The following is a 23,478-nucleotide window of genomic DNA, read 5'->3' on the forward strand; positions in this document are numbered from 1 at the left end:
TTTTATTTGCTTAGGATAAAAAAAAAGACACTTTGAGAAAAGTGTCTTTTTTTTATGTTATCAGCTAGCGAATTATTTTTTAGAAAGCTTCAATTCTCAAGATTTATTTAAAAAGTAAGGCCGCTAAAGCAGGATCTCTCTCGTACACATCTTCATAAAAAGACAAGTTGCCATCAGCATCAACCCAAGAGGTGAAATAACCAATGTAAACTGGAATTTTTTCAGGCAAAGTGTACCAATATTCATCACCAGCAGCCATTTTTTCCTCAATTTTCTCCATGTTCCATTTGGGGTCGTTTTTCATCAAGGCTTCCGCTAGCTGTTTGGGTTTAGCTACTCGAATACAACCATGACTGAATGCTCTTGATTCGCGAGTAAACAATCCTTTCGAGGGCGTATCATGCAAATAAATAGCATTCGAATTTGGAAATAAAAACTTTACCAATCCCAAAGAGTTTGATGCTCCAGGTTTTTGACGAACGGAGCCATTGCTCCATTCCATGTTGTGTTTTGCTAGATAGTTCGGGTCTTTTTCTATGGCGGGTAAAATTTCGTTTTTAAGTATACTTGTTGGGACATTCCAATACGGACGAAAAACAATATACCGCATAGGCGCGCTAAAAATGACTGTCTTGTTCAATGCTTTTCCTACCACAACTTTCGACTTTAGTTCCGGTTGTCCGTTTCTAAAAAAGGTGAGTTCGTAGGCCGGAATATTCACCACCACCAATTCTTTTGATTTGGTAATGTCGTTTGATACCCATCTGCAACGTTCCATGTTGAGCATAATGGTTTTGATGCGTTCTTGCACGGGAACATTCATGCTTTTTATGTGTTCGGGCAGGATGGTTTTATTCCATGCATTTCCGTGTCTTTTTTTGTACTGTAAAACGCCTTTTTCTAGCTCTTCATCATAAACAGCACTTTTAGAATCTTGTTCTAAATCGTTGGTGGTAAAAAGTCGGGTTCTAATTTGGGCAATCACTTGTGCGCTATCACCCGGTTGGTATTTTTTTACAAGAGAATCAACCGTGATTATTGACCAACCGCCTTTCGTTTCGATTGCTCTATAATTGGCCAATGCTTTCTTGAGTAAAAAATATTGTTTGAGCAAGCCTTTTTCTTCCTTGTGAATTAGGGATGGATTGATCAAAAGCGAATCCAAATAGGCGTCATACGATTGTTTTTTTCGGGGCAAAAACCATTCTAAATCTCTGGTTTTTTCGGGTGCTATCCCATCATAAACTTTGTCAACATAAAAGAAAAATAATGCCGAGTTGAGCAATTCAGTTTCAACACTCGCTTTTTCATATTTTTTTGGATCTTTAAAAATAGCATCAAATTTTTCCTGATAAGGTATTTTGGCTTCTACACCTTCTTGATTTATGGTGTTCACTTTATTGTACAAAACGCCAGTAAACTCATTTATACCATCTTTGTCAAACCAAATATAATGGAATTGGCGCTTGCGATACAATTCCTCCACTTTTGTTTGATAGGTTTTCAGGTCGGGATACGATTCAAAAAATGGAGCAATCTGTGTGCTATCAAAGGACACTTCTAAATAGTTAGTCGGAGTATTTTTAACTTGGGAGATGGCAGGACTTTTATCTTTTTTACAAGAAACAATTGTTAAAGAGATGAGAATCAAAAAAGCAGCGTATAATTTTCTCATTGTATTTGGTTTTGAAATTCTAGTGGTTTGTGCCAATACAAAAATACATCAAAAAGATGCTTTCAAATCTTCCACTTTAAGCGTTCGGTATTTGTCGAGCGCTCAAGTGTTAAAAAATCATTGTTTCGCAATGGCGTAATAAAAATAATAAATTATTGATATTTAGAGTTTTGTATTTCTTTTATTTTTTAAAAACAAATAATAAGAGTATATTTAACAATCTAATATCTGTAAATTATACAATAATTATAGTATTCACATGTAAACCGTATCGGGTTCAGTAGGCGTAATTTTACCAAAAATAAAAAGGAGTTTTTTATTAAAAATCCGGTTTAAAATTTGGCAATTGTTCAACATCTATTGATAGTAGCTTCAGAAATTAATCCGCTTTAAAGTCGCTTTTTTGCCTTTTTTTAAATCAGAATAAAATGCCTATGTCTACTATTTGGTCACCAATTCGAAATTTTTTGAACCGTTTGACTCCAAAAAAAATCCTCAAATATTTGGGTATTTTAGCATTGGCTTTTGTGACTATCTCGTTGCTAATTTGTGTTGGTTTTTCTGTTTATTTTGACAGTAATAAAGCACAAATAGTAAAGCAAATTAATGAACAAATCAACGAAGATTGTTCTGGTTCCGTCGTGATAAAGGATGTTAATTATGCTTTTTTTCAAGGATTTCCCAACATGACTTTGGCTTTAAGCCAAGTACTAGTCAAAGACAGTTTATGGCCATTACACAAGCGTACCTTGCTGCAAGCGGAACGTATTAAGTTGCGCGTAAATGTTTTAAAGTTGTTGGGTAACGAGTTGTTTATTGATAAAATAGAGGTTCAAAATGCGAATTTGCATGTTTTTAAATCAAAAAATGGTGTAGTAAATACTTCTATTTTTAAAAATAAGAAAGACAAAAGCCAATCTAAAAGTACGACTGATACCGCGGTTAAAGAAATTATTTTTAAAAATGTCCGCTTGATTTCTGAAAACCAAAAAGGGAAGAAATTATTCGATTTTGATGTAGAATACCTCAAAGGCAATTTTACTTTTGATGGTTACAATTGGCAGTCGAAGGTTACCATAAAAACAATGGCCAATAGTATGGCTTTCAATACACAAAGAGGAAGTTTTGTTCAGAACAAAGTAATTCAGGCAGTACTGAAAGCGAATTATCACGCACTAAGTAAAAAGATTTCTGTGAAGGCTGATGAACTTTTCATCGGTGCCGATGTGTTTGCCGTTCAAGCGCATTTCGGAATTCAAGAAGAGGAAGCTCCGTTTGATATTAGCATTCAAACCAATATCTTATGGCGCAATGCAGCTGCTATTTTGAGCGGAAATATCAAAAAACGTTTGGATCAGTTCGATCTCCAAAAACCATTGCAAGTGCGTTGTTCTATTATTGGCGACTTGAATACAATGGGTGATCCTGAAATCGTAGTGCTTGCGCGCGTGAAAAATGATAGGCTAACTATTCCTGATGGAATTATCACAAATTGTTCGTTTACGGGTCAATTTACCAATAACTTCAAAAAGGGATTGGGATGTAATGATATTAATTCGGCAATACGCCTCACCAATTTTGCAGGCCAATACAAAACCATTCCTTTCCGAATTCCTCAAGGTGTAATTGCTAATTTTGAAAAAACTATCGCTACCGGAAATTTTAGTGCCAATTTTAAAATGCAGCACCTCAATAAATTAATCGACAAAGAAATATTGTATTTTACGGGTGGAGATGCGACCGTCAAATTAGATTTTAAGTTTGATGTGGCGAGTCTAAAAATTAAGAAACCCCAGTTTAAAGGTCGCGTTTTTGTAAAAGAGGCGCTGTTGAATTACGGACCAAAGAATTTTGCTTTCCTAAAAACCAATATAGAACTCGATTTTACAGACAAAGCACTTTTACTTAAAAATATTAGTTTTAGAAATGCAAAAAGTGCTGTTTTTATGGAAGGTAAAATAGACAATTTCATGACTTTGTATTACGACAGTCCCCAAAAAATGATTGTCAATTGGCAAGTATACGCTCCGTATTTGGATGTGAAACAATTTGTAGGCGCCATAACAACTGACAATCCAAAGCAAGCAAAGGCGGTTGCTGTAGCAGATCCTTTTTCGGCAAAATTATACGATGCCATCCATAAATCGCAAGTAATAATGGATGTTAAGGCCGATAAAATTAACTACGGCAAATGGAACGCATCGCGAGTATTGGCTTCAGTAGCATTGATTAATGATTCGTTTATTGTGCAAAAAGCCAAGCTCGAAACTTGCGGTGGTCGTATTCAGGTAGCCGGAAAGTTGAGTCGCGAAAACAAGAATTTTAAAGTAGCTTCTAATGTAAAATTAAGTAGCATCAACGTAACTCAGTTTTTAACAGCTATGGATAATTTCGGAATAAAATCTTTTCAACCTGCTAATATCGAGGGAACACTAAATGCCACTGCTGACGTCAAAGGATTGATGATTGCTGGAGGCGCATTAAAAACGGAAACGCTCGCTGGTAATGTTAATTTCAAATTGTCTGATGGGGCTTTGATCAATTTTAAACCCATAACCGCGGTAGCAAAATTTGCTTTTCCTTTTCGAAATGTCAACAATATTGTTTTGAGTGATTTGGTTGGCGATTTTAAAATTAATGAAGGTAGGGTGGGAATCAAAAAATTAAAAGTAAGTTCAAACGTTTTAAATTTTGATGTAAATGGCGTATATTCGTTTCAACGCGGCACTAATTTGGCCATGACTATTCCGCTTCGAAATCCTAGAAAAGATACCCTAATTTCCGATGAGGAAAAACGCTTGGCTAAACGATACAAAGGTTTGGTGTTGCATCTTTTAGCACAAGATGTGGATGGGAAAATTAAAATCAAATGGAATAAAAATCACGATTAAACAACAATCAGATGCGCTTTAAATTAATTTTACCTGTACTGTTCTTGATGGTTTTGGGGTGTAAAACCAATATTTCAACAACAAAAAATGCAACGACCGAGGTCAACCAAGTTTTAGACAATTGGCATCAAGCAGCCGCTAAGGCCAACTTTACGGAATATTTTGATGCTCTAGCTGAAGATGCGGTTTTTATTGGTACCGATGCTACTGAAAATTGGAACAAAAAGGATTTTCAAGCCTATGCAAAACCACATTTTGACAAAGGAAAGGCGTGGAGTTTTACCGCAGTGGAGCGTCATGTTTTTTTTGATGCCAGCGGAAATCTAGCTTGGTTTGACGAATTATTAAACACCCAAATGAAAATTTGCAGAGGTTCAGGAGTTTTGGTCAAAGTGGATGGACAATGGAAAATCAAACAATATGTTTTGTCAATGACGGTGCCAAATGAACATTCGAACGTGGTAATTCAAGCCAAATCAGCTACCGAAGATGCTCTTTTGAAAACACTTCAATCCAAAAAAGGCAAATAGTTCATATATATTTCCTTAATTTTGCCAGCTGAGACCGTCAAGTCGAACGGTACGAAGCATAAATATTTTAAAAAAAGTGGGAAGCAAAAATAAATTAAAGAGATTTAAGGAAAACGAGACATTCAACAATGTTTTTCAACCAACTAGAGAAGAGGTAGTAGGCGATTTATTTCCGTTGAAAGGAAAATGGAATACCGACTTTTTCAAAAACGATAATCCTTTGATACTCGAGTTAGGGTGCGGAAAAGGGGAGTACTCTGTTGGATTGGCTGAACGTTACCCAAACAAAAATTTCATCGGAATTGATATCAAAGGCGCGCGTTTTTGGCGTGGTGCGAAAACAGCTGTTGAAACAGGTTTGTATAATGTAGCCTTCATCCGAACTCAAATTGAGTTGATCAATCATATTTTTGCCGAAAACGAAGTCGATGAAATTTGGATTACTTTTCCAGACCCACAAATCAAATACAAGCGTACGAAACACAGAATGACAAATTCACAGTTCTTACAATTGTATAAAAAAATCCTCAAAAAGGACGGAGTGGTTAACTTAAAAACCGATAGTGAATTCATGCACGGATACACCTTAGGATTACTGCACGGCGAAGGTCACGAGGTTTTATATGCAAATCACAATGTGTACAGAAATGAAGGTAGTCCAGAGGAAGTTACTGCTTTTCAGACCTTCTACGAGAAACAATACCTAGAAATTAATAAAGCAATTACCTATATTCGATTCAGAATCAAAGAATAGTCTTATATTTGACTTCGATTTTGAATATCTTTTTGTGCCTATGAATTTAATCACATCCTTATTTTTGGGTTTTATAACCGCTTTCGTAGGTATTACTCCTCCCGGTTTAATCAACATGACGGCGGCAAAAGTGAACCTGAAAGAAGGAAAAAGTAGCGCTTACTGGTTTGTTCTTGGCGCGGTGATCATCATTTTTTTTCAGGCATCTTTAGCTATTTTCTTTGCACGATTTATCAAAGAACGCCCTGATGTGGTCGTGCTATTGCGCGAAGTAGGTTTCGGGATTTTTGCTGTGCTTACTGTTTATTTTTTGTTCATTGCCAAAAAGCCAGTCAAAAAAATGGGAAGCATCAAAAAACGAAGTACTTCCACTCGCTTTTTTCTCGGCATGCTACTTTCAGCGCTCAATTTTTTTCCTATTCCGTATTACGTTTTTGTTAGCATTACGCTGGCGTCTTACAATCTTTTTTACTTTGAGGCGACTCATGTTTTTACTTTTGTAGCAGGTGTAGTTTCGGGTTCTTTTTTGGTGTTTTATTTTTATATTACTTTTTTTCAAAAAATCCAAAACAAGACCGATTTCTTGATGCGCAACATGAACGGAATCATCGGTACAATCACTGGTTTAATAGCGCTTTTTACACTCGTTAATATAGTTCGTTATTACTTTGGGTAAACTGTTTTTTTAGCAATCAAAAGCATGGCAAACGAAAATTTTTTTGAAAGAGTTTACGACGTAGTTCGACAAATTCCATACGGAAAAGTGACTTCCTACGGCGCCATTGCTAGAGCCTTGGGTTCAGCACAATCATCCCGAATGGTAGGTTGGGCCATGAATGCTTCGCATACTTTGGAAGATGTGCCTGCGCATCGCGTCGTGAATAGAAACGGTTTGCTTACAGGCAAAATGCATTTTGATGGTTCCAACTTAATGCAACAATTGTTAGAAAACGAAGGTATTGAAGTACGCGACAACCAAATCGTTGATTTTGAAGCTCATTTCTGGACGCCAACAATACCCACAGAAGAATAATTTCTGGCATAACTCCCTCATAGCACGCACTAATGTACGCATCAATAAATGCGATACAAATCCTTTAAAATAAGAACTTTTCATGCTATATTTGCAATCTGAAATCAGTTTAAATAAAGATAATGTTCTGGTATGCAAATGCCAATAGAAAACAGCGAATTAGAAATGAAATTAGATAGAAAAGAAATTCTTAAAGCGTTAGAGACCATTACCATTGCCGGCGAAGGTAAAAATATGGTTGAAAGTGGTGCTATTACCAATGTTATCACTTTTGGAGATGAGGTTGTTGTTGATTTAGTATTGCACACGCCTGCAATGCACATCAAAAAAAGAGCCGAAGACGATATTAAAAAAACCATCCTAGAAAAAGTTTCGGCCGAAGCCAAAGTTAAAATCAACACCAAAGTTGAGGTAGCTGACAAGCCTGAAATTAAGGGAAAATCAATTCCTGGAATCAAAAATATTATTGCAGTAGCTTCAGGAAAAGGTGGAGTAGGAAAATCTACTGTAACTGCAAACTTGGCTGTAACGCTTGCAAAAATGGGCTTTTCAGTAGGTGTTCTTGATGCTGATATCTACGGACCATCGATGCCAATTATGTTTGATGTCGAGAGTGAAAAACCAATTTCAGTAACGGTTGATGGAAAATCAAAAATGAAACCAATTGAAAGTTATGAAGTAAAAATACTTTCAATCGGATTTTTCACATCACCAAGTCAAGCCGTAATCTGGAGAGGTCCAATGGCTTCAAAAGCATTAAACCAAATGATTTTTGATGCTGATTGGGGCGAATTAGACTTTATGTTACTTGATTTACCTCCAGGAACGGGTGATATCCACCTTTCTATCGTACAATCGTTGCCGATTACAGGAGCAGTAGTCGTGAGTACTCCGCAAGCAGTAGCTTTAGCCGATGCTAAAAAAGGAGTTTCGATGTTCTTGTCAGAAGCGATCAATGTACCGGTTTTAGGAATTATTGAAAACATGGCGTATTTCACACCAGCTGAATTACCAGATAACAAATATTATATTTTTGGTCAAGAAGGTGCTAAAAACCTAGCTGACGATTTAGGAGTACCATTTTTAGGTGAAATCCCAATCGTGCAATCCATTCGTGAAGCAGGTGATTACGGACGTCCAGCGGCCATGCAAATCGCTTCACCGGTTGAAAACATTTTTGACGAAGTGACTCGTAATGTAGTGCGCGAAGTTGTGGCAAGAAACGAAAGTTTACCACCAACTGAGGCAGTAAAAATTACAACAATGGCAGGTTGTTCTGCTGTAAAAAAATAAAATTAGAAACTTTTGAAAATGATTTAAAATCTTTCAATTTTCTAATCTTACAATCTTTAAATAAAGAAAATGACAACAGAAGAATTAACAATTGAAGTTCAAAAAGCGCTCGAGGAAATTAGACCTTTTTTAAATTCCGATGGTGGCGATATTACACTTATTTCTATCGAAGATGACAAGCACGTAAAAGTCCGTCTTGAAGGTGCTTGTACCGCATGTAGCGTCAATCAAATGACTTTGCGCGCCGGCGTTGAAACTACAATCAAAAAATTTGCACCGCAAATAGAAACAGTTGTCAATATTTTATAGAGGCATTTGGGCGTAACCCTTTTATAAAAATAGGCCAACGGTAATTGTACTGAAGGGTCTATTTTTATAAAATGGTCAGGCTGTTCGCTGTATCTTTTATTCCGCAGGCTCCATAAAAGGATGTCGCTGCCATCCTTTACGCGAACCCCAATACCAATCAGAATTTGTAAAACACACACAAAACCAATAACATGGACGTATTAATCAAAATCAAAGACAGAGAAGGAGTTGTTCACGAACTACAAGCACCAACGGATATGGCAATGAATATCATGGAGCTTTGTAAAGCCTACGAATTGCCAGTTGAAGGAACTTGCGGTGGTATGGCCATGTGTGCCTCTTGTCAGTGCTACGTTTTGAACGAAGTGCCTCTGCCAGAAATGGGCGATGATGAAGAGGCCATGTTATCCGAAGCGTTTTATGTAAAGTCAAACAGCCGTTTGGGTTGTCAAATTCCAATCACGGAGGACTTAGAAGGATTAGAACTCGAATTGGCACCAGAATATTAAAAGCAATCAAAATTAAAGGTAGAGCCTCAAAATATGTAAAAATATTTTGAGGCTTTTTTTATTCAATTGAAAGAGATATATTCGTACAATATTTTTTTGATTTTCAATTACTAATAAGTGCTATGGAGCTTACTTCTTATTCGCCAGGATTGCATAAACTAGTCACCTTAAGCGTTCCTGACTCATCCAAGCTCACTAATAGCGCCGGTTTCATGGCTTTTACTGATGCTGTTTTGCAACAACACGCCCTCGAAAAAGTAGGTGCTGTGGTGCATGATTTCGAGAACGATAGTTTCACCATAGCCGTTTGCCTCAAAGAATCTCACATTTGCATTCATACTTGGCCCGAATTCAATCAACTTACTCTTGATGTGTATTTGTGTAATTATTTACAGGATAATACTCAAAAAGTTAAAGCAGTAATGGCGCAGTATGTGGAATATTTTCAAGGAATTGTTTTAAAAGACTTCGAAATTAATAGATAATAGTATGGAGGTTACTTGTAGCAATTGCAACCATACCACTAAGTTGGATTTGAATTTTGATGTCAACATATACGCATGTACCAATTGCGTATACGTGTATCAGGATCGAGATGGTTTGCGATTTAAGGACCAACTTAGGCCTTTTGTTTTTGATGAACATTTGGAGGTAGGTCAAATAGGTGTTTTTAATGATAAAGAGTACACCGTTACGGGTTTACTCATTAAAGAATACGACGGTTTTGAATGGGCAGAGTACCAGTTGCAAAGCAAAGATGATTTTGCATATTTATCTGAAGCTGCAGGTCATTGGATTTGGCTTGAAGAAATTCAGTTTGATAAAAAGGTTGGTAACCATCCAAGATCAGTTGACCACGACGATTTAAGCTATAGCTGTTATTCGTATTCGTATCCAAAACTGAGAGCCGCTCGTGGTTTTTTTGATTTTGATATCTTCGAAAAGGCCGAGTTGATGGAGTATATTAATCCTCCCTTTCTTTTGTCCTTTGAACGAAAATCAAATGTACAAACTGCCTACAAAGGCGAGCACATCAAAAAATCAGTAGTCAAAAAAGCTTTTGATAACCCGACATTGCCTAATAAAGTAGGTGTAGGTTTGGTGCAACCATTCCTAATTGATTTGCGTCAATTGGCGATCACTTTTTGTGTCGTGGCGCTTTTAATTATCATCTCCAATTGGTACTTCAATAAGGATCGAGTGGCAGCCAATGTCCTCGATACGCAGTTACCCTTGGCTAGCGCTACAACTAAAGATTTTGTAAGTCCAAGTTTTACCCTTCAAGGTAGTGCGGCTCCGCTTTCGGTTGAATTGTATGCACCCGTTAGTAATTCGTGGGTGAATGTACAAGTAGCTTTGGTCAACGAAAAAACAGGCGATGAGGTTTATGCCAGCAAAGACATTGAATACTATTCTGGCTATACCGAAGGCGAGTCCTGGTCCGAAGGTTCAAATAGCGAGAGTTTTAATTTGTGTGGTGTGCCAGCAGGTCAATACCATTTAACAATCAGCTCGATGAAAGCTCCTGAAGATGTAACCAGCGATTTTATCAAAGTGAAAGCAGTTTGGAGCGAACCTTCATCACGCAACATCTGGATTGTGTTAATTTGCATGATTGTGGTTTTGGTTGGCTTATTTTACTTAGAACGCAATTTCGAAGAACGCCGCTGGGCAGATAGTAGTTACTCTGAATACAACTCATAAAGCATGGAAAATATACTAAACTACATTAAAAATAACTACTTGTCATTGGGTATTGGTTTGTTTTTTTACCTCTTGTTTGTGTACTATAATACCTCAGGAAATCAGTTGTGCGATTGCGAATCAACCGAAAAATACAAACCCGAGTCAAATGCACGCGGTAGCATTAACCGTTTTTATCATAAATAACTTTTAAAATTTCAACCTATGGACTTTCTTACATCAAAACCTATTTTAAACTCTTTGGTATTCTCGCTTTTAGGAATTGTAATTCTTTTAATTGCTTATTTCATCATCGAGAAACTAACTCCTGAAAATACTTGGAAAGAAATCACCGAAAAGAATAATACAGCTGTTGCCATTGTATTTGGTGCGCTTATTATTGGTTTCTCTATGATTATTAGTGCCGCAATTCATGGGTAAAAAATTTTTAAAATTTGAATATTTACTTCTTTTTGCTGTTTTTACCATCGCAACCTGCGGACTGGTTTATGAACTTGTGGCCGGTACTTTGGCGAGTTATTTGCTTGGCGATTCGGTAAAACAATTTTCGTTCATAATTGGGGTATACTTATTTGCAATGGGAGTGGGTTCTTATTTTGCGAAGTTTTTAACCAAAAACATGCTCAACACCTTCGTTGAAATCGAAATTCTAGTGGGTCTTATTGGCGGTTTGAGCTCGGTAGTGCTTTTTTTATTGTTCGAAAGTGTATATTCTTTTCAGCTTATTTTGTACTTGTTGGTTTTTATAACGGGTTGTTTGGTTGGACTCGAAATTCCGCTTTTGATGAATATCCTCAAAGATAAAGTGGCATTTAGAGATTTAGTATCCAATGTTTTCACTTTTGATTATATCGGAGCGCTGTTGGCTTCTATTTTATTTCCGCTAGTATTGGTGCCTAAGTTGGGAATTATGGGCACGTCTTTGTTCTTTGGTATGATCAACATCAGTATTGCTATTGTATTGTGCTTTAGCTTAAAGAAAGAGCTTAAAAATGTGTATTTACTGCGATTTAAAGCTATCGGCGCTTTTGTAACTTTAGTTGTAGTCGCTTTTTTTTCTGATTCGATTTTGTCCTACACAGAAGGCAATTTGTACGGTGAAAATATTATTTATTCCAACACAACGCCTTACCAACGCATTGTGCTAACGCATAATAAAAGTGATTACCGCTTGTATTTGAACAACAATTTGCAATTCAGTTCTAAAGATGAATACCGCTATCATGAAGCCTTGGTGCATCCTGCAATGGCTATGGCTAAAAATACCAAAAATATTTTAGTTCTTGGTGGTGGCGATGGACTTGCGGTACGCGAAATTTTGAAATACCCCGAAGTTCAAAAAATTACTCTGGTAGATTTAGATGAAGGCATGACTAAATTATTTAAAACCAATACTATTTTGACTGGGTTTAATGAAAATGCACTAAACAACCCAAAGGTACAGGTCCTGAATCAAGACGCTTTTGTCTGGGCCAAAAGTACCCAATCAAAGTTTGATGTCGTAGTAATTGATTTTCCGGATCCATCTAATTACAGCTTGGGCAAATTGTATTCTTTGAACTTTTACAATACTATAAAATCGATTTTGGCTAAAGATGCGGTAATCGTGGTGCAAACCACTTCTCCGTTTTTTGCACCGAAGTCTTTTTGGTGTATCAACAAAACCTTAGCCGAAACTTTTCCGCAGGTTGATGCTTATCACGCGTATGTTCCTTCGTTTGGCGAATGGGGATTTTCTATTGCAATAAACAGTTTCGAAACTACTTTTAATACTGTAAACAGACGAGCTGAAAAGCTGCGTTTTTACAATTACCAGTTCGACCAATTCAATTATTTTGCTAAAGATATGATTTCGAATGATGTCGAAATTAATCGTTTAGACAACCAAATCTTAGTACGCTATTTTGATGAAGAGTGGGGAAAATTATAAGTTCTCGAGGCGATTTTTTTTAAAATCAGCTGCGGCAGCAGTGTTGATTACTCCCTTTTTGCAAGCGTGTAAAGAGAAGGCATTGTCAATTATATTTCGAATCACAGGTACCAATCATGTTCTAGGGCACCGCTTACGCACCAAGAATTTCCCTAAGGTAAGCGAACAATTAAAAGTAAAATACCTGATTGTTGGAGGAGGGATTTCTGGTTTGAGTGCCGCGCGAGAATTCAGCAAACGAGGCGAAACTGATTTTTTACTCGTTGAACTTGAAAAAGAAGTTGGAGGCAATTCATCAAACGGCGAAAACCAATATTCAAAGTTCCCTTTGGGAGCGCATTATTTGCCTTTGCCTAATAAATCCGATACTAAATTACTGCAGTTTTTGCACGAAGAAAATATTATTCAGGTTTATGACTCCCAAGGTTTCCCTGTTTTTGATGAGGCTCAGTTGACTTTTGCCCCGAGCGAACGTTTATTTTACCGTAACAGTTGGCAAGAAGGATTGCTGCCGCGAATTGGGAATACACCCGAGGATGAAGCGCAAATGCTGCGTTTTTTTGAGCAAATGGAAAAGTTTCGACTCGCTAAAGGTGCAGATGGGAAATATCTTTTTGATATCCCTTTGGTGAAATCCTCGATTGATGGTAAGACACGCGTGCTTGATCTAATTACTATGGCTGAGTGGTGCAATCAACAAAAATTTACTTCGTCTTTGCTTTTAGAATATATTAATTATTGTTGCCGAGACGATTTTGGTTTGGGTATCGAGTTTGTTTCTGCTTGGGCGGGAATTCATTACTTCGCAGGGCGAAAACACGACAGTACTCCCAATAGCGCTGATACTGTTTTGACTTGGCCCGAAGGCAATGCCCGATTAGCGCAACACTTGAAAAAATATGTAAAAGGCAAAAGTTTACAATCGCATTTGGTATACGAAATAACTACTGAAAATAATGGCGTTGAAGTAAAGGTTTTTGATGCTTTGAACAATAAATCGATTCAAATTACTGCAGAAAAAGTCATGATGGCTTGTCCGCAATTTGTCAATCAATATTTGCTTCCTGAACGTAAAAAATTGGCTCAAGATTTTCATTATGCACCCTGGTTGTTGGCCACTTTGGTCGTGACTGATTTGGGTGATAATGGCAGTTATCCGTTGTGTTGGGATAATGTTATTCAGGGTGCCAAAGGCTTGGGCTATATTAACGACCAACAACAATCCGTACAGCAAGTGCATGCTAAAAAGGTAATTACTTATTATTATAGTTTTTCAAGTGATAATTGCGCCAAAAGCCGAAAGGAGTTGTATTATAAAAACAAGGAACATTGGAAAAAATTAGTGTTTGACGATTTGCGTCTGGCTCATCCGGATATAGAATCGAAAACAGAGGAAATTAACGTACACTTATTAGGTCACGGAATGATTAGTCCGGTTCCGGGATTTATTTTTGGCAAAGCCAAAGCAGAAGCGGCCAAAGCTATAGATAATCGTATTTTCTTTGCTCACTCTGATTTGGCCGGAATTTCTATTTTTGAAGAAGCGTTTCATCAAGGCATTCAAGCCGTAAATCAAATACTCGATGCGTCAACCTTGGATACATAAGCCACTCACGGATGGCATTTTTATATTGGCTCCAGCTTTTTTTGTATCGTTGTTGGTCATTATTTTTCATGATGCCTTCCGAGTTATTGAGGACCAATATTCTTTTTATACCTGGCTTTTTTTGATTGTTTTTATAGATGTAGCGCACGTTTATGCTACACTTTTTAAAACGTATTTTGTTCCTGAAGCTTTCAAGGCGCGTCGTACGTTGTTGCTGGTTTTACCTTTAGTGTGTTTTTTGATTGGGATGCTGCTTTTTAGTTTTGGTAGTACTGTTTTTTGGTCGTGTTTGGCCTACATCGCGGTCTATCATTTTATCAGACAACAGTATGGTTTCATGCGGCTGTATTCGCTATTAGAAACGAAAACAAAGTGGACTGTGTTTTTTGATAATTTGTTTATTTATACCGCAACTGTTTATCCGATGTTGTATTGGTTTTTATCAAGTCCGCGTGCTTTTACATGGTTTACGGAACATGATTTTTTTAGAGTAGAAAACAGCTTTGCTCTCGAAGTATTGGGATGGATTTATGGCTTTATACTCTTGTTTTATGTGCTTCGAACGGCTTTTCAAACCTACCAACAAAAGTTTTTTAATCTTCCAAAAAACGCCATTATTGTAGGTACATTTTTATCTTGGTATTTAGGAATTGTGCATTACAACAATGATCTCATTTTTACTTTGCTTAATGTAGTAGCGCACGGAATTCCGTATATGGCGCTCATTTATCTTAACGAAATACATCTTAAGAAAAGCCGAACTTCTGGAATTGTCGCTTTTGCCAAAGGTGGTAAAGGTTGGCTTGTTTTTATTGGAGTACTATTGTTGATAGCCTTTTCAGAAGAATATTTATGGGAAGTTTTAGTTTGGCAAGAACATTTTTCAAGTGCTAGTTTAGATATGGCGCAATGGCAAATTATAATCGTTCCTCTATTGACGGTGCCACAATTTACCCATTATCTATTAGACGGATTTATTTGGAAATCCAATAAATAAACTCCAAAAAAAAGCCCTGACGAATCAGGACTTTTTGCGTTATTTTAAGTTGTCATCAAGTGTTCGACTTGTAATTGCTCTTCGATGGCATCCCAAAGCCCGATGCGTTTTTCTAATGCTTGTTTCGAAACTTTTTCAACATCTGACCATTTTTGAGCATCATTACCACACAATTCAGTGATCATTGTCATGGCCATTGGTCCGTGTTCGTCGGCATCAAGTTCAATATGTCTTTCAAAATAATAGATAAGTTTACTCAAGTCGGTTTCAGGGAAGTTAGCTTGAAAATTTCTCAAGATTTCAGTAAACATGCTCGGAATCAAATCTTCTCTTCCGAAAGTAAAAGCGGCTGCAATTTCATGTGCTTTTCCTTCTTCGATTACTCGGAAGGTAAAATCTAAAAATGCTTTAATATTCGGATGAAGATTGCTGGTTTTAATTGCAACAAAAATGTTTTTTAACGAATCTACTTCTTGCAAAAAAGCTTTGATGCCATTAGTATCTGCTTGGCATGCTTCCATCGCCTCAATATACATTTCGTAATGGCTAGAACGTTTTCCGTCTAAAGTCAAATCAGACTCTTCCGCCAACACGATTTCATTGATTAAATATCTCGTCTCCGGATTTGGTGTAGCAAACCATGGAGTAGAGGTACAAGTCAATTTAGATTGTAGTGCTTTTAAAAGCGACATAAAGTCCCAAACTGCGTAAACATGATTTTCTAGAAAACATTGTAAATCAGCAATTGTTTTTACTTTATTATAGAGCGAATGTTGTAACAATAGTTCTTTTTGGGGCTGAATACTATTGTTGATGGTAGCAATATTCATGTGTGGAAATTTTTTGTAAAGATAAAAAAGCTTCTTGTTTCCAAGAAGCTTCTATTATCATTTTTAAGTATACTTTAATAAACGTTTATTACTACTTAAAAGCAGGAATATCGGTGATGTCCATACCTGTAATAAGTAAGTGAATATCGTGTGTTCCTTCATAAGTAATTACGGATTCTAAGTTCATCATGTGGCGCATGATAGAGTATTCACCCGTAATTCCCATTCCGCCTAGAATTTGTCTGGCTTCACGAGCTATATTGATTGCCATCTCAACGTTGTTTCTTTTGGCCATTGAAATTTGTGCTGTAGTAGCTCTTCCTTCGTTTCTTAAAACACCAAGTCTCCAAGTTAGTAATTGTGCTTTGGTGATTTCGGTAATCATTTCCGCCAATTTCTTTTGTTGCAATTGGGTTCCTGCAATAGGTTTGTCAAATTGAATACGCTCTTTGGCATAACGCAAAGCCGTATCATAACAATCCATAGCAGCACCAATAGCACCCCAAGCAATTCCGTAGCGAGCCGAGTCTAAGCAACCAAGTGGCGCGCCTAGACCAGATTTATTTGGTAAAAGGTTTTCTTTTGGAACCTTCACGTTGTCAAAAATTAATTCTCCTGTAGACGAAGCACGAAGCGACCATTTGTTATGCGTTTCTGGAGTGGTGAATCCTTCCATACCGCGCTCTACAATTAAACCGTGAATTCTGCCTTCTTCATTTTTAGCCCAAACTACGGCGATATCAGCAAACGGAGCATTAGAAATCCACATTTTGGCACCATTTAAAAGGTAATGGTCGCCCATGTCCTTAAAGTTGGTAGTCATTCCGCCAGGATTAGATCCATGATCAGGTTCGGTCAAGCCAAAACAACCCATGTATTCTCCTGTAGCTAATTTTGGTAAATATTTCATGCGTTGCTCTTCGTTACCATATTTCCAAATAGGATACATCACTAACGATGATTGTACAGATGAAGTAGAACGAACACCAGAATCTCCGCGCTCAATTTCTTGCATTATCAAACCGTAGGATATTTGGTCTAAACCAGCACCGCCATATTCAACAGGAATGTACGGACCAAAACCACCAATTTCACCCAAACCTTTGATAATTTGTTTCGGGAATTCAGCACGTTGTGCGTAGTCTTCAATAATAGGCGATACTTCTTTTTTTACCCAAGCACGTGCAGAATCGCGCACTAGTTTGTGTTCTTCGGTTAGTAAATCGTCTAAGTTATAATAATCTGGTGATTGAAATAAGTCTGGTTTCATGGTTTAGTACTTTTTATAGCTACAAATTTACATAAAGAAATATAACAAAACCATTAACAATTGTTATATTTTTATAATTTGAGGCTAGTTTGAAGTTTAAAAGTACAAACAATGAGTCAAATACATTGCGCAATTTGAAAATTTGGGATTTGTTTAAACGAAGTTTTTTACATCTTCAAATAAAAATCCTTTGTCAAGGCAATATATTCTGGAGTGTAAATGTGTCTTTCAGTTTCGATAATTAATTCGTCAACTGTATAATCAATAGTTTCTTTTCGAGTAAATGCGAGTAAACTACGTTTGATTTCAGTGGTTGGTGTTCCTTTTACACGAGTAATTTTTAAGGGATATAACTGGTATTCATTGGCCAAAGCAATAAAGTTACCTTCTTCTTTGTAAGGAATGATTACGGAGAATATTCCGTTTTCAGATAGTAATAAATCTGCAGCCTCAATCAATTCGTCAAAAGGCATAGCATCAGCAAAACGGGCCAAATCACGCTGCTCATTTTCCGTTTTGTAATCTTCGGTATAAAAGGGAGGATTGGATACAATTATATCGTACTCGTCCTCAGGTTCTTCAACAAATTCATCTAGACCAGCATGATAACAAAATAAACGATCGCTCCAAGATGAATTTTCGAAATTATCTGTTGCTTGCTCATACGCATCCTCGTCAATCTCTAAAGCATCAATTTGTTCAGCGTTGCTTCTTTGCGCAAGCATCAATGCAATGATTCCAGTTCCGGCACCAATATCTAAAATACTAAAAGGATTATTGGTTATAGGAGTCCAAGCGCCAAGAAGAACTCCATCAGTGCCAATTTTCATAGCACATCGGTCTTGTTCAACTGTGAATTGTTTGAATTGGAATTTAGACATGAAAATAAGATAAATTAAACCATTAAGAAATTAAGGGAATTGAGAGAAAAATTTAATGAACCTTAATTTCTTAATGGTTCAAAAAACAAATTATAGGTACATTTCAATTAACCCTTCTGGTAAATCCATGATCACTTTTTTGTTTTCACGATCTATCTTAATCAAAAAATGGTCAATCATAGGGATTAAGATTTCAGTTCCTTTATTGAGCACTTCAAAAAGAGGTTGTGCAGTAGTGTCGTTAATCGATTCTATTTTTCCAACAATGCCAAGGCGTTTGTCTTCAACTTCAAAACCAATTACTTCGTGAAAATAGAATTTGTTACCGCTAAGTTTTGGTAACATTTTTAGAGGTAAGTACAAATCGTTACCAACAATAGCATCGGCGTCTTCCTCAGTATTGACATCTTCAAAACGAATGCGAAGAAAGTCATTTTTGTGCAGCGAACTGCTTTCAATAAAAAAAGGAACCAAGTGTTTGTTGCATTCAACAAACACTGATTCCAGATTTTCGTATAACTCGGGTTCGTCCGTGTCTAAATAGGCAAGAACTTCCCCTTTGAAACTAAATTTTTTAGCGATTTTACCTAAGTAGAAACAATCTTCTTTACGCATCGTCGCTAGTTAAAATTATGCTTCAGTAGTTTCGTTGTTTTCTTCAGTTGCAGGAGCTTCTTCAGCTTCAACTTCTTCAGTTGCAGGAGTTGCAGCAGCAATTGCGTCAGCCTCTGCTTGTGCAGCAGCAGCTAAACGTTTAGCGTTAACTTCTTGTTCTGCTTTTAATGCTTTTGCTTTAACATCAGCTTGAGCTTTTGTTAAACCTTCTTTTTTAGCATCAACTTTACCAGCTTTTGCCTCTAACCAAGCAGCTAATTTAGCATCAGCTTGTTCTTGAGTTAAAGCTCCTTTACGAATACCTCCATCAAGGTGGTGCTTCAATAAAGCTCCTTTGTAAGAAAGGATTGCTCTAGCAGTATCAGTTGGTTGTGCACCATTGTGCAACCATTTTACAGCGCTATCTAAATTTAATTCGATAGTTGCAGGGTTTGTGTTTGGATTGTAAGTACCAATTTTTTCAAGGTATTTACCATCTCTTTTTGAGCGAGCGTCTGCTGCTACAACCCAGTAAAAAGGTTTTTGTTTTTTACCGTGTCTTTGTAATCTAATTTTTACTGACATAATCGTGTGATTAAATTTTGAGGTACTCGACCTCGATTAATTAAGGGTGCAAAGATACATTTTTTCTAGATAAATACTACTGTTGCTAATAATTTTATGAAGTTGAGTTGGTTAGCGTAGCGATTTTATAAAAAGACCAGTTGTTTTATGCTTTTTAATGCAGTATTGTTTTATTTTTGTTTTTCAAAAGCATTTAAAAATGAAAAAATTTTCGGTTCTATTGTTTCTGGTATTAGCTTTATCTAGCTGTGAAGAGGATATTCGTTTTAATAATCCTTCGATGCAGGCTTTAAAAGACAATGTTTTTTGGCGAGCGTTGAATACAACAGCTAGTGTACAAGCAGATGGTACCTTATTAATTGAGGGACAAACAAGAGACGAAATCTTTCAATTGCAAACGGCTGAGACTGCTATAAAACGTTATGTTTTAGGGGAGGGAAATGCAAGTAATGTGACTTACAAAATTATAGCTACTGAAGGTCAATTTGAATATGAAACAGGAACTAATGCTGCAAGTGGTCAAATTGTAATTACCGAGTATGACACAGCTGCTAAAACTGTTTCTGGAACATTTCGTTGTAGCGTTGAAAGTGCTAGCGGAAGTCCTCTGGTAGGAAACACCGTGGTTTTCAGAGAAGGTGTTTTTTATAAAATACCAATTAAATAAGTAACGTTATAAAGCGAAAAGGTAAAGTGTTTTTTAAGTACTTTGACTGAGCTTTATGGGAACGGTTTTGTTGAACGTATTAAAATAAAATCACAAATAAGCTAATATGTAGTAGATTAGAGAAAATTAGCACTACATTTGTTGTATTATTTAAATAAGTACATATGAACATTTTTGTTGGAAGCCTTCCATTCAGTATTGAGGAAGCAGATTTAAGAGAGTCTTTCGAGGCTTACGGAGCAGTAGATTCAGTTAAAATTATCTCAGATAAATTTACAGGAAGAAGTAAAGGATTCGGTTTTGTTGAGATGCCAAATGATGACGATGCTCAAAAAGCTATTGACGAATTGAACGGAGCGACTGTTCAAGGACGTGCAATTGTTGTAAACAAATCTGAGCCTAAACCAGAAGGTGAAAGAAGAAGTTTTAACAACAACCGTGGTGGTGATTCACGCGGTGGTTACGGAAACAACCGTGGTGGAGATAGCCGTGGTGGAGACAGAGGAAGATATTAATATTTTTTTCAATCATATAAAAAAAGGTGTTCATGAAAATGAGCACCTTTTTTGTTGCGGTTAATTTGTTGAAAAAAGAAATAAGTGCTAGCTGTAAAAGTGTTGTTTTGAAGTTTAGTATTGCTAGCACTCTCTTTTTTAATTGTTATAAATTGGCTACTAGCCAATCGCCAACTTCGCTGGTTTTATAAGTTTTAGTTCCTTTTGCAGCTAAATCTTCTGTCACAATTCCTTCTTCAAGTGATTTATTTACTACGGCACGAATGGCTTCCGCTTCTTCGGTTAAACCAAAAGCATCTTCAAACATCATTGCGGCAGATAATATGGTAGCTAACGGATTAGCAATATTCAAACCTGTAGCTTGCGGGTACGATCCGTGTATTGGCTCGTACAACGAAGTGTGTTCGCCCACTGATGCCGATGGCATTAATCCCATTGATCCAGAAATTACAGATGCTTCGTCTGTTAAAATGTCTCCAAATAAATTTTCGGTAATCAATACATCGTATGAGTTGGGCCATTGTACCAATCGCATAGCAACAGCATCCACAAATTCATACGAAACTTCAACTTCTGGATAGTCTTTCTTCATGGCTTGAACGGTTTCTCTCCACAATCGCGATGTTTCTAAAACATTGGCTTTGTCAACACAGCATAGTTTTTTTGATCGGGTCATCGCCAACTCAAATCCTTTTTTTGCCAAACGTTTAACTTCGGCTCTTGTATAGGTACAAGTATCGTAAGCAGTTTCTCCGTCATCTTTTCGACCTTTTTCTCCAAAGTAAATACCACCGGTTAATTCTCTTAAAAAAACCAAATCAGTTCCTTCAATACGTTCTCTTTTTAATGGTGAATTGTCAATGAGCGACGGAAAAGTAAAGGTAGGTCGTACATTAGCGAATAATCCTAGTTTTTTACGCATCAATAATAAACCTTGCTCCGGACGTACTTTTGCTGTGGGATCGTTGTCGTATTTGGGATGTCCAATTGCGCCAAACAAAACGGCATCGGCTGCCATACATATTTCATGTGTTTCGTCAGGGTAAGGCACACCTACAGCGTCAATAGCGCAGGCGCCTGTCAGTGCGGGTGTCCAAGTGATCTCGTGATTGAATTTTTTAGCAATCGCGTCGGATACTTTTACGGCTTCGTTTATTACTTCGGGACCAATTCCGTCTCCGGCTAAAAGGGCTATATTTAATTTCATTTTTTAAGCATTTATTGTTTTAAGGTTCAAGAGTTAAAGGTACTGAGGCGCTGAGGTTCAAAGGTTCAGAGAGGAAGCGACAAACAAAATATTTTAAACCTTTGCTTCACTGAGCCTTTGCATCTTTATTCAGATATTACATTCAACATTTTTTGGGTGGCAATGATTGCTGCTACGGTTTGATCGGAATCTAATCCTCGTGTTTTAAATTCTTTTCCGTTATTTACCCAAGTGATAATTGTTTCACATAGAGCATCAGAGCTACTTCCGGGTGGAATGCGCACTGCGTAATCAATTAAGATAGGCAAAGTCCAGTTTTTGCTTTTGTAAATTTTTGCCAAAGCATTCATAAAAGCATCAAATTGCCCGTCGCCTTGCGCATGCTCTTCAATGATTTCACCATTTATTTTTAATGATAGGGTAGTGGAAGGGCGTAACCCTTTCGCGTGCGATAAAATATACGAGTCGACCACTATGCGTTCTTGGTACGAATGACTGTCAAGAACGTCAGAAATGATATATGGCAAGTCTTCCTTCGTGACCGTTTCTTTTTTGTCGCCTAATTCAATGATGCGTTGCGTGACTAGTTTTAAATCCTCTGGATTCAACTGTAGGCCAAGTTCTTGCAAGTTTTTTTCAATATTGGCTTTGCCTGAAGTTTTTCCTAAGGCATATTTACGTTGGCGACCGAAGCGTTCCGGAAGTAAATCGTTAAAATATAAATTGTTTTTATTGTCGCCATCAGCATGAATTCCGGCCGTTTGGGTAAAAACATTATCGCCAACAATTGGTTTATTGGCAGGAATACGGTAGCCGGTAAAAGTTTCGACTAGTTTGCTAACAGAATATAATGAAGATTCCTTAACTCCGATTTCAATTTCGGGTAAAAAATCGTTGATCACCGCAACCGTGCTTTCCAAAGGCGCATTGCCAGCGCGTTCTCCCATTCCGTTTACGGTAACATGTAAGCCGTGAATACCCGCTTTGACGGCTTCGAGTACGTTGGCTACACTTAAATCATAGTCGTTATGAGCATGAAAATCAAAATGAGTATTGGGATATTTTTGTATGATTTGTGCAATAAAAGTCGTGGTTTCCGAGGGAATTAAAACGCCCAACGTATCAGGTAACAAAATGCGTTTTACGTTTTGTTGGGTTAAAAAATCTAAAAATTCAAATACATATTCTGGAGAATTTCGCATGCCGTTTGACCAATCTTCGAGATATACATTGGTTTCTATGCCTTCTTTATGGGCTAAATTGATGGTTTGTGAAATTTCTTCAAAATGCTGTTCGGGCGTTTTTTTTAATTGATGAACCAAATGATTCAATGAACCTTTGGTTAATAAATTTTGAACTTTTGCGCCAGTTTTTAGCATCCAATCAATAGAAAGTCCGCCATCAACAAAGGTCAGCACTTCGATGCGGTGGGTATAGTTTTTTTCATTGGCCCAAGCCATAATTCCTTTTACTCCTTGAAATTCGCCTTCGCTTACACGTGCAGAAGCAATTTCGATGCGATCGATATGGAGCTCTTCGAGTAAAAGTTGTGCTATTGTAAGTTTTTCTGCGGCCGAAAACGACACTCCCGATGTTTGTTCTCCATCGCGAAGTGTGGTGTCCATGATTTCAATTTTCCTTTTTTTCATTTTTTAGATTATACTCAACTGTCTGGATTTTGATTGCTCCAAAAACGTT

At 37.1% G+C, this 23,478-nt stretch carries 25 protein-coding genes; 17 read left to right on the forward strand and 8 right to left on the reverse strand.

Translation table 11 applies throughout. From position 1 onward, the window contains the following. Positions 1-103: 103 nt before the first annotated feature. Positions 104-1,675 (reverse strand): L,D-transpeptidase family protein, encoded by a 1,572-nt coding sequence (locus KBJ98_RS10435; RefSeq protein WP_210790452.1) that lies wholly within the window; start codon positions 1,673-1,675, stop codon positions 104-106. Positions 1,676-2,109: 434 nt separating this feature from the next. Here KBJ98_RS10435 and KBJ98_RS10440 point away from each other — a divergent pair, with 434 nt between their 5' ends. The 15 genes from KBJ98_RS10440 to KBJ98_RS10510 all read left to right on the forward strand — a co-directional run bounded on the left by KBJ98_RS10440 (position 2,110) and on the right by KBJ98_RS10510 (position 15,231). Next, complete coding sequence (locus tag KBJ98_RS10440) at positions 2,110-4,566, forward strand: AsmA family protein (protein ID WP_210790454.1); 2,457 nt, start codon at positions 2,110-2,112, stop codon at positions 4,564-4,566. 11 nt (positions 4,567-4,577) lie between these two features. Beyond that, the gene (locus KBJ98_RS10445) at positions 4,578-5,096 is read left to right on the forward strand and encodes a nuclear transport factor 2 family protein (protein ID WP_210790456.1); all 519 of its coding nucleotides are present in this window, start codon (positions 4,578-4,580) and stop codon (positions 5,094-5,096) included. A 76-nt stretch (positions 5,097-5,172) separates the two neighbouring features. Next, the gene (trmB, locus tag KBJ98_RS10450; protein ID WP_210790457.1) at positions 5,173-5,850 is read left to right on the forward strand and encodes a tRNA (guanosine(46)-N7)-methyltransferase TrmB; all 678 of its coding nucleotides are present in this window, start codon (positions 5,173-5,175) and stop codon (positions 5,848-5,850) included. 40 nt (positions 5,851-5,890) lie between these two features. Beyond that, a complete protein-coding gene (locus tag KBJ98_RS10455; RefSeq protein ID WP_166135672.1) occupies positions 5,891-6,526 on the forward strand; it encodes a LysE family transporter in 636 nt (211 codons plus the stop codon). A gap of 24 nt (positions 6,527-6,550) precedes the next feature. Then, positions 6,551-6,883, forward strand: coding sequence for an MGMT family protein (locus KBJ98_RS10460; RefSeq protein ID WP_210790458.1), 333 nt, complete (start codon positions 6,551-6,553; stop codon positions 6,881-6,883). 165 nt (positions 6,884-7,048) lie between these two features. Continuing rightward, positions 7,049-8,176 carry an Mrp/NBP35 family ATP-binding protein gene (locus KBJ98_RS10465; protein WP_210790460.1) on the forward strand — a complete coding sequence of 376 codons (1,128 nt, stop codon included), beginning with the start codon at positions 7,049-7,051 and terminating at the stop codon, positions 8,174-8,176. Positions 8,177-8,245: 69 nt separating this feature from the next. Further along, complete coding sequence (locus KBJ98_RS10470; protein ID WP_166135681.1) at positions 8,246-8,485, forward strand: NifU family protein; 240 nt, start codon at positions 8,246-8,248, stop codon at positions 8,483-8,485. A gap of 191 nt (positions 8,486-8,676) precedes the next feature. Further along, positions 8,677-8,994, forward strand: a complete 318-nt coding sequence (locus KBJ98_RS10475; protein ID WP_166135684.1) for a 2Fe-2S iron-sulfur cluster-binding protein — start codon at positions 8,677-8,679, stop codon at positions 8,992-8,994. 122 nt (positions 8,995-9,116) lie between these two features. Beyond that, a complete protein-coding gene (locus KBJ98_RS10480) occupies positions 9,117-9,479 on the forward strand; it encodes an S-adenosylmethionine decarboxylase family protein (protein ID WP_210790462.1) in 363 nt (120 codons plus the stop codon). A 4-nt stretch (positions 9,480-9,483) separates the two neighbouring features. Then, complete coding sequence (locus KBJ98_RS10485; RefSeq protein ID WP_210790464.1) at positions 9,484-10,698, forward strand: DUF4178 domain-containing protein; 1,215 nt, start codon at positions 9,484-9,486, stop codon at positions 10,696-10,698. Positions 10,699-10,701: 3 nt separating this feature from the next. Beyond that, positions 10,702-10,884 (forward strand): hypothetical protein, encoded by a 183-nt coding sequence (locus KBJ98_RS10490; protein WP_210790467.1) that lies wholly within the window; start codon positions 10,702-10,704, stop codon positions 10,882-10,884. An 18-nt stretch (positions 10,885-10,902) separates the two neighbouring features. After that, positions 10,903-11,118, forward strand: a complete 216-nt coding sequence (locus tag KBJ98_RS10495) for a DUF350 domain-containing protein (RefSeq protein ID WP_166135696.1) — start codon at positions 10,903-10,905, stop codon at positions 11,116-11,118. Beyond that, positions 11,111-12,628 (forward strand): polyamine aminopropyltransferase, encoded by a 1,518-nt coding sequence (locus tag KBJ98_RS10500; RefSeq protein ID WP_210790470.1) that lies wholly within the window; start codon positions 11,111-11,113, stop codon positions 12,626-12,628. The genes KBJ98_RS10495 and KBJ98_RS10500 overlap by 8 nt, the downstream gene beginning before the upstream one ends. An 82-nt stretch (positions 12,629-12,710) precedes the next feature. After that, a complete protein-coding gene (locus tag KBJ98_RS10505) occupies positions 12,711-14,234 on the forward strand; it encodes an FAD-dependent oxidoreductase (protein ID WP_225899110.1) in 1,524 nt (507 codons plus the stop codon). Then, positions 14,212-15,231, forward strand: coding sequence for a hypothetical protein (locus KBJ98_RS10510; RefSeq protein ID WP_210790473.1), 1,020 nt, complete (start codon positions 14,212-14,214; stop codon positions 15,229-15,231). The genes KBJ98_RS10505 and KBJ98_RS10510 overlap by 23 nt, the downstream gene beginning before the upstream one ends. 44 nt (positions 15,232-15,275) lie before the next feature. Here the strand turns inward: KBJ98_RS10510 and KBJ98_RS10515 are convergent, their stop codons facing one another. From KBJ98_RS10515 to KBJ98_RS10535, 5 genes are all read right to left on the reverse strand, one after another. Continuing rightward, on the reverse strand, positions 15,276-16,061 hold the full coding sequence (locus KBJ98_RS10515) for a DUF3050 domain-containing protein (RefSeq protein ID WP_210790476.1): 786 nt from the start codon (positions 16,059-16,061) through the stop codon (positions 15,276-15,278). Positions 16,062-16,152: 91 nt separating this feature from the next. Continuing rightward, positions 16,153-17,331, reverse strand: coding sequence for an acyl-CoA dehydrogenase family protein (locus KBJ98_RS10520; protein ID WP_210790478.1), 1,179 nt, complete (start codon positions 17,329-17,331; stop codon positions 16,153-16,155). Positions 17,332-17,498: 167 nt separating this feature from the next. Beyond that, positions 17,499-18,212 carry a tRNA1(Val) (adenine(37)-N6)-methyltransferase gene (locus KBJ98_RS10525; protein WP_210790482.1) on the reverse strand — a complete coding sequence of 238 codons (714 nt, stop codon included), beginning with the start codon at positions 18,210-18,212 and terminating at the stop codon, positions 17,499-17,501. Between the two features lie 90 nt (positions 18,213-18,302). Further along, positions 18,303-18,827, reverse strand: a complete 525-nt coding sequence (gene rimM / locus KBJ98_RS10530) for a ribosome maturation factor RimM (protein ID WP_210790484.1) — start codon at positions 18,825-18,827, stop codon at positions 18,303-18,305. A 15-nt stretch (positions 18,828-18,842) separates the two neighbouring features. Next, the gene (locus KBJ98_RS10535) at positions 18,843-19,391 is read right to left on the reverse strand and encodes a 30S ribosomal protein S16 (protein WP_166135717.1); all 549 of its coding nucleotides are present in this window, start codon (positions 19,389-19,391) and stop codon (positions 18,843-18,845) included. A 199-nt stretch (positions 19,392-19,590) separates the two neighbouring features. On the opposite strand from KBJ98_RS10535, the gene KBJ98_RS10540 reads away from it, so the two are divergent. Both KBJ98_RS10540 and KBJ98_RS10545 read left to right on the forward strand, forming a co-directional pair. Next, positions 19,591-20,058: a DUF6252 family protein gene (locus KBJ98_RS10540; protein WP_210790488.1), complete on the forward strand. Its 468-nt coding sequence runs from the start codon at positions 19,591-19,593 to the stop codon at positions 20,056-20,058. 164 nt (positions 20,059-20,222) lie between these two features. Further along, complete coding sequence (locus KBJ98_RS10545) at positions 20,223-20,573, forward strand: RNA recognition motif domain-containing protein (protein ID WP_166135722.1); 351 nt, start codon at positions 20,223-20,225, stop codon at positions 20,571-20,573. Between the two features lie 145 nt (positions 20,574-20,718). On the opposite strand, the gene leuB is transcribed toward KBJ98_RS10545, so the two are convergent. Together leuB and KBJ98_RS10555 are read right to left on the reverse strand one after the other, a co-directional pair. Next, on the reverse strand, positions 20,719-21,780 hold the full coding sequence (gene leuB, locus KBJ98_RS10550; RefSeq protein WP_210790491.1) for a 3-isopropylmalate dehydrogenase: 1,062 nt from the start codon (positions 21,778-21,780) through the stop codon (positions 20,719-20,721). Between the two features lie 125 nt (positions 21,781-21,905). Continuing rightward, entirely contained in the window at positions 21,906-23,429 is a 1,524-nt protein-coding gene (locus tag KBJ98_RS10555) for an alpha-isopropylmalate synthase regulatory domain-containing protein (RefSeq protein ID WP_210790493.1), read from the reverse strand. Positions 23,430-23,478 lie beyond the last annotated feature (49 nt).

It is taken from the genome of Flavobacterium erciyesense, from assembly GCF_018069925.1.
Taxonomy (GTDB): domain Bacteria; phylum Bacteroidota; class Bacteroidia; order Flavobacteriales; family Flavobacteriaceae; genus Flavobacterium; species Flavobacterium erciyesense.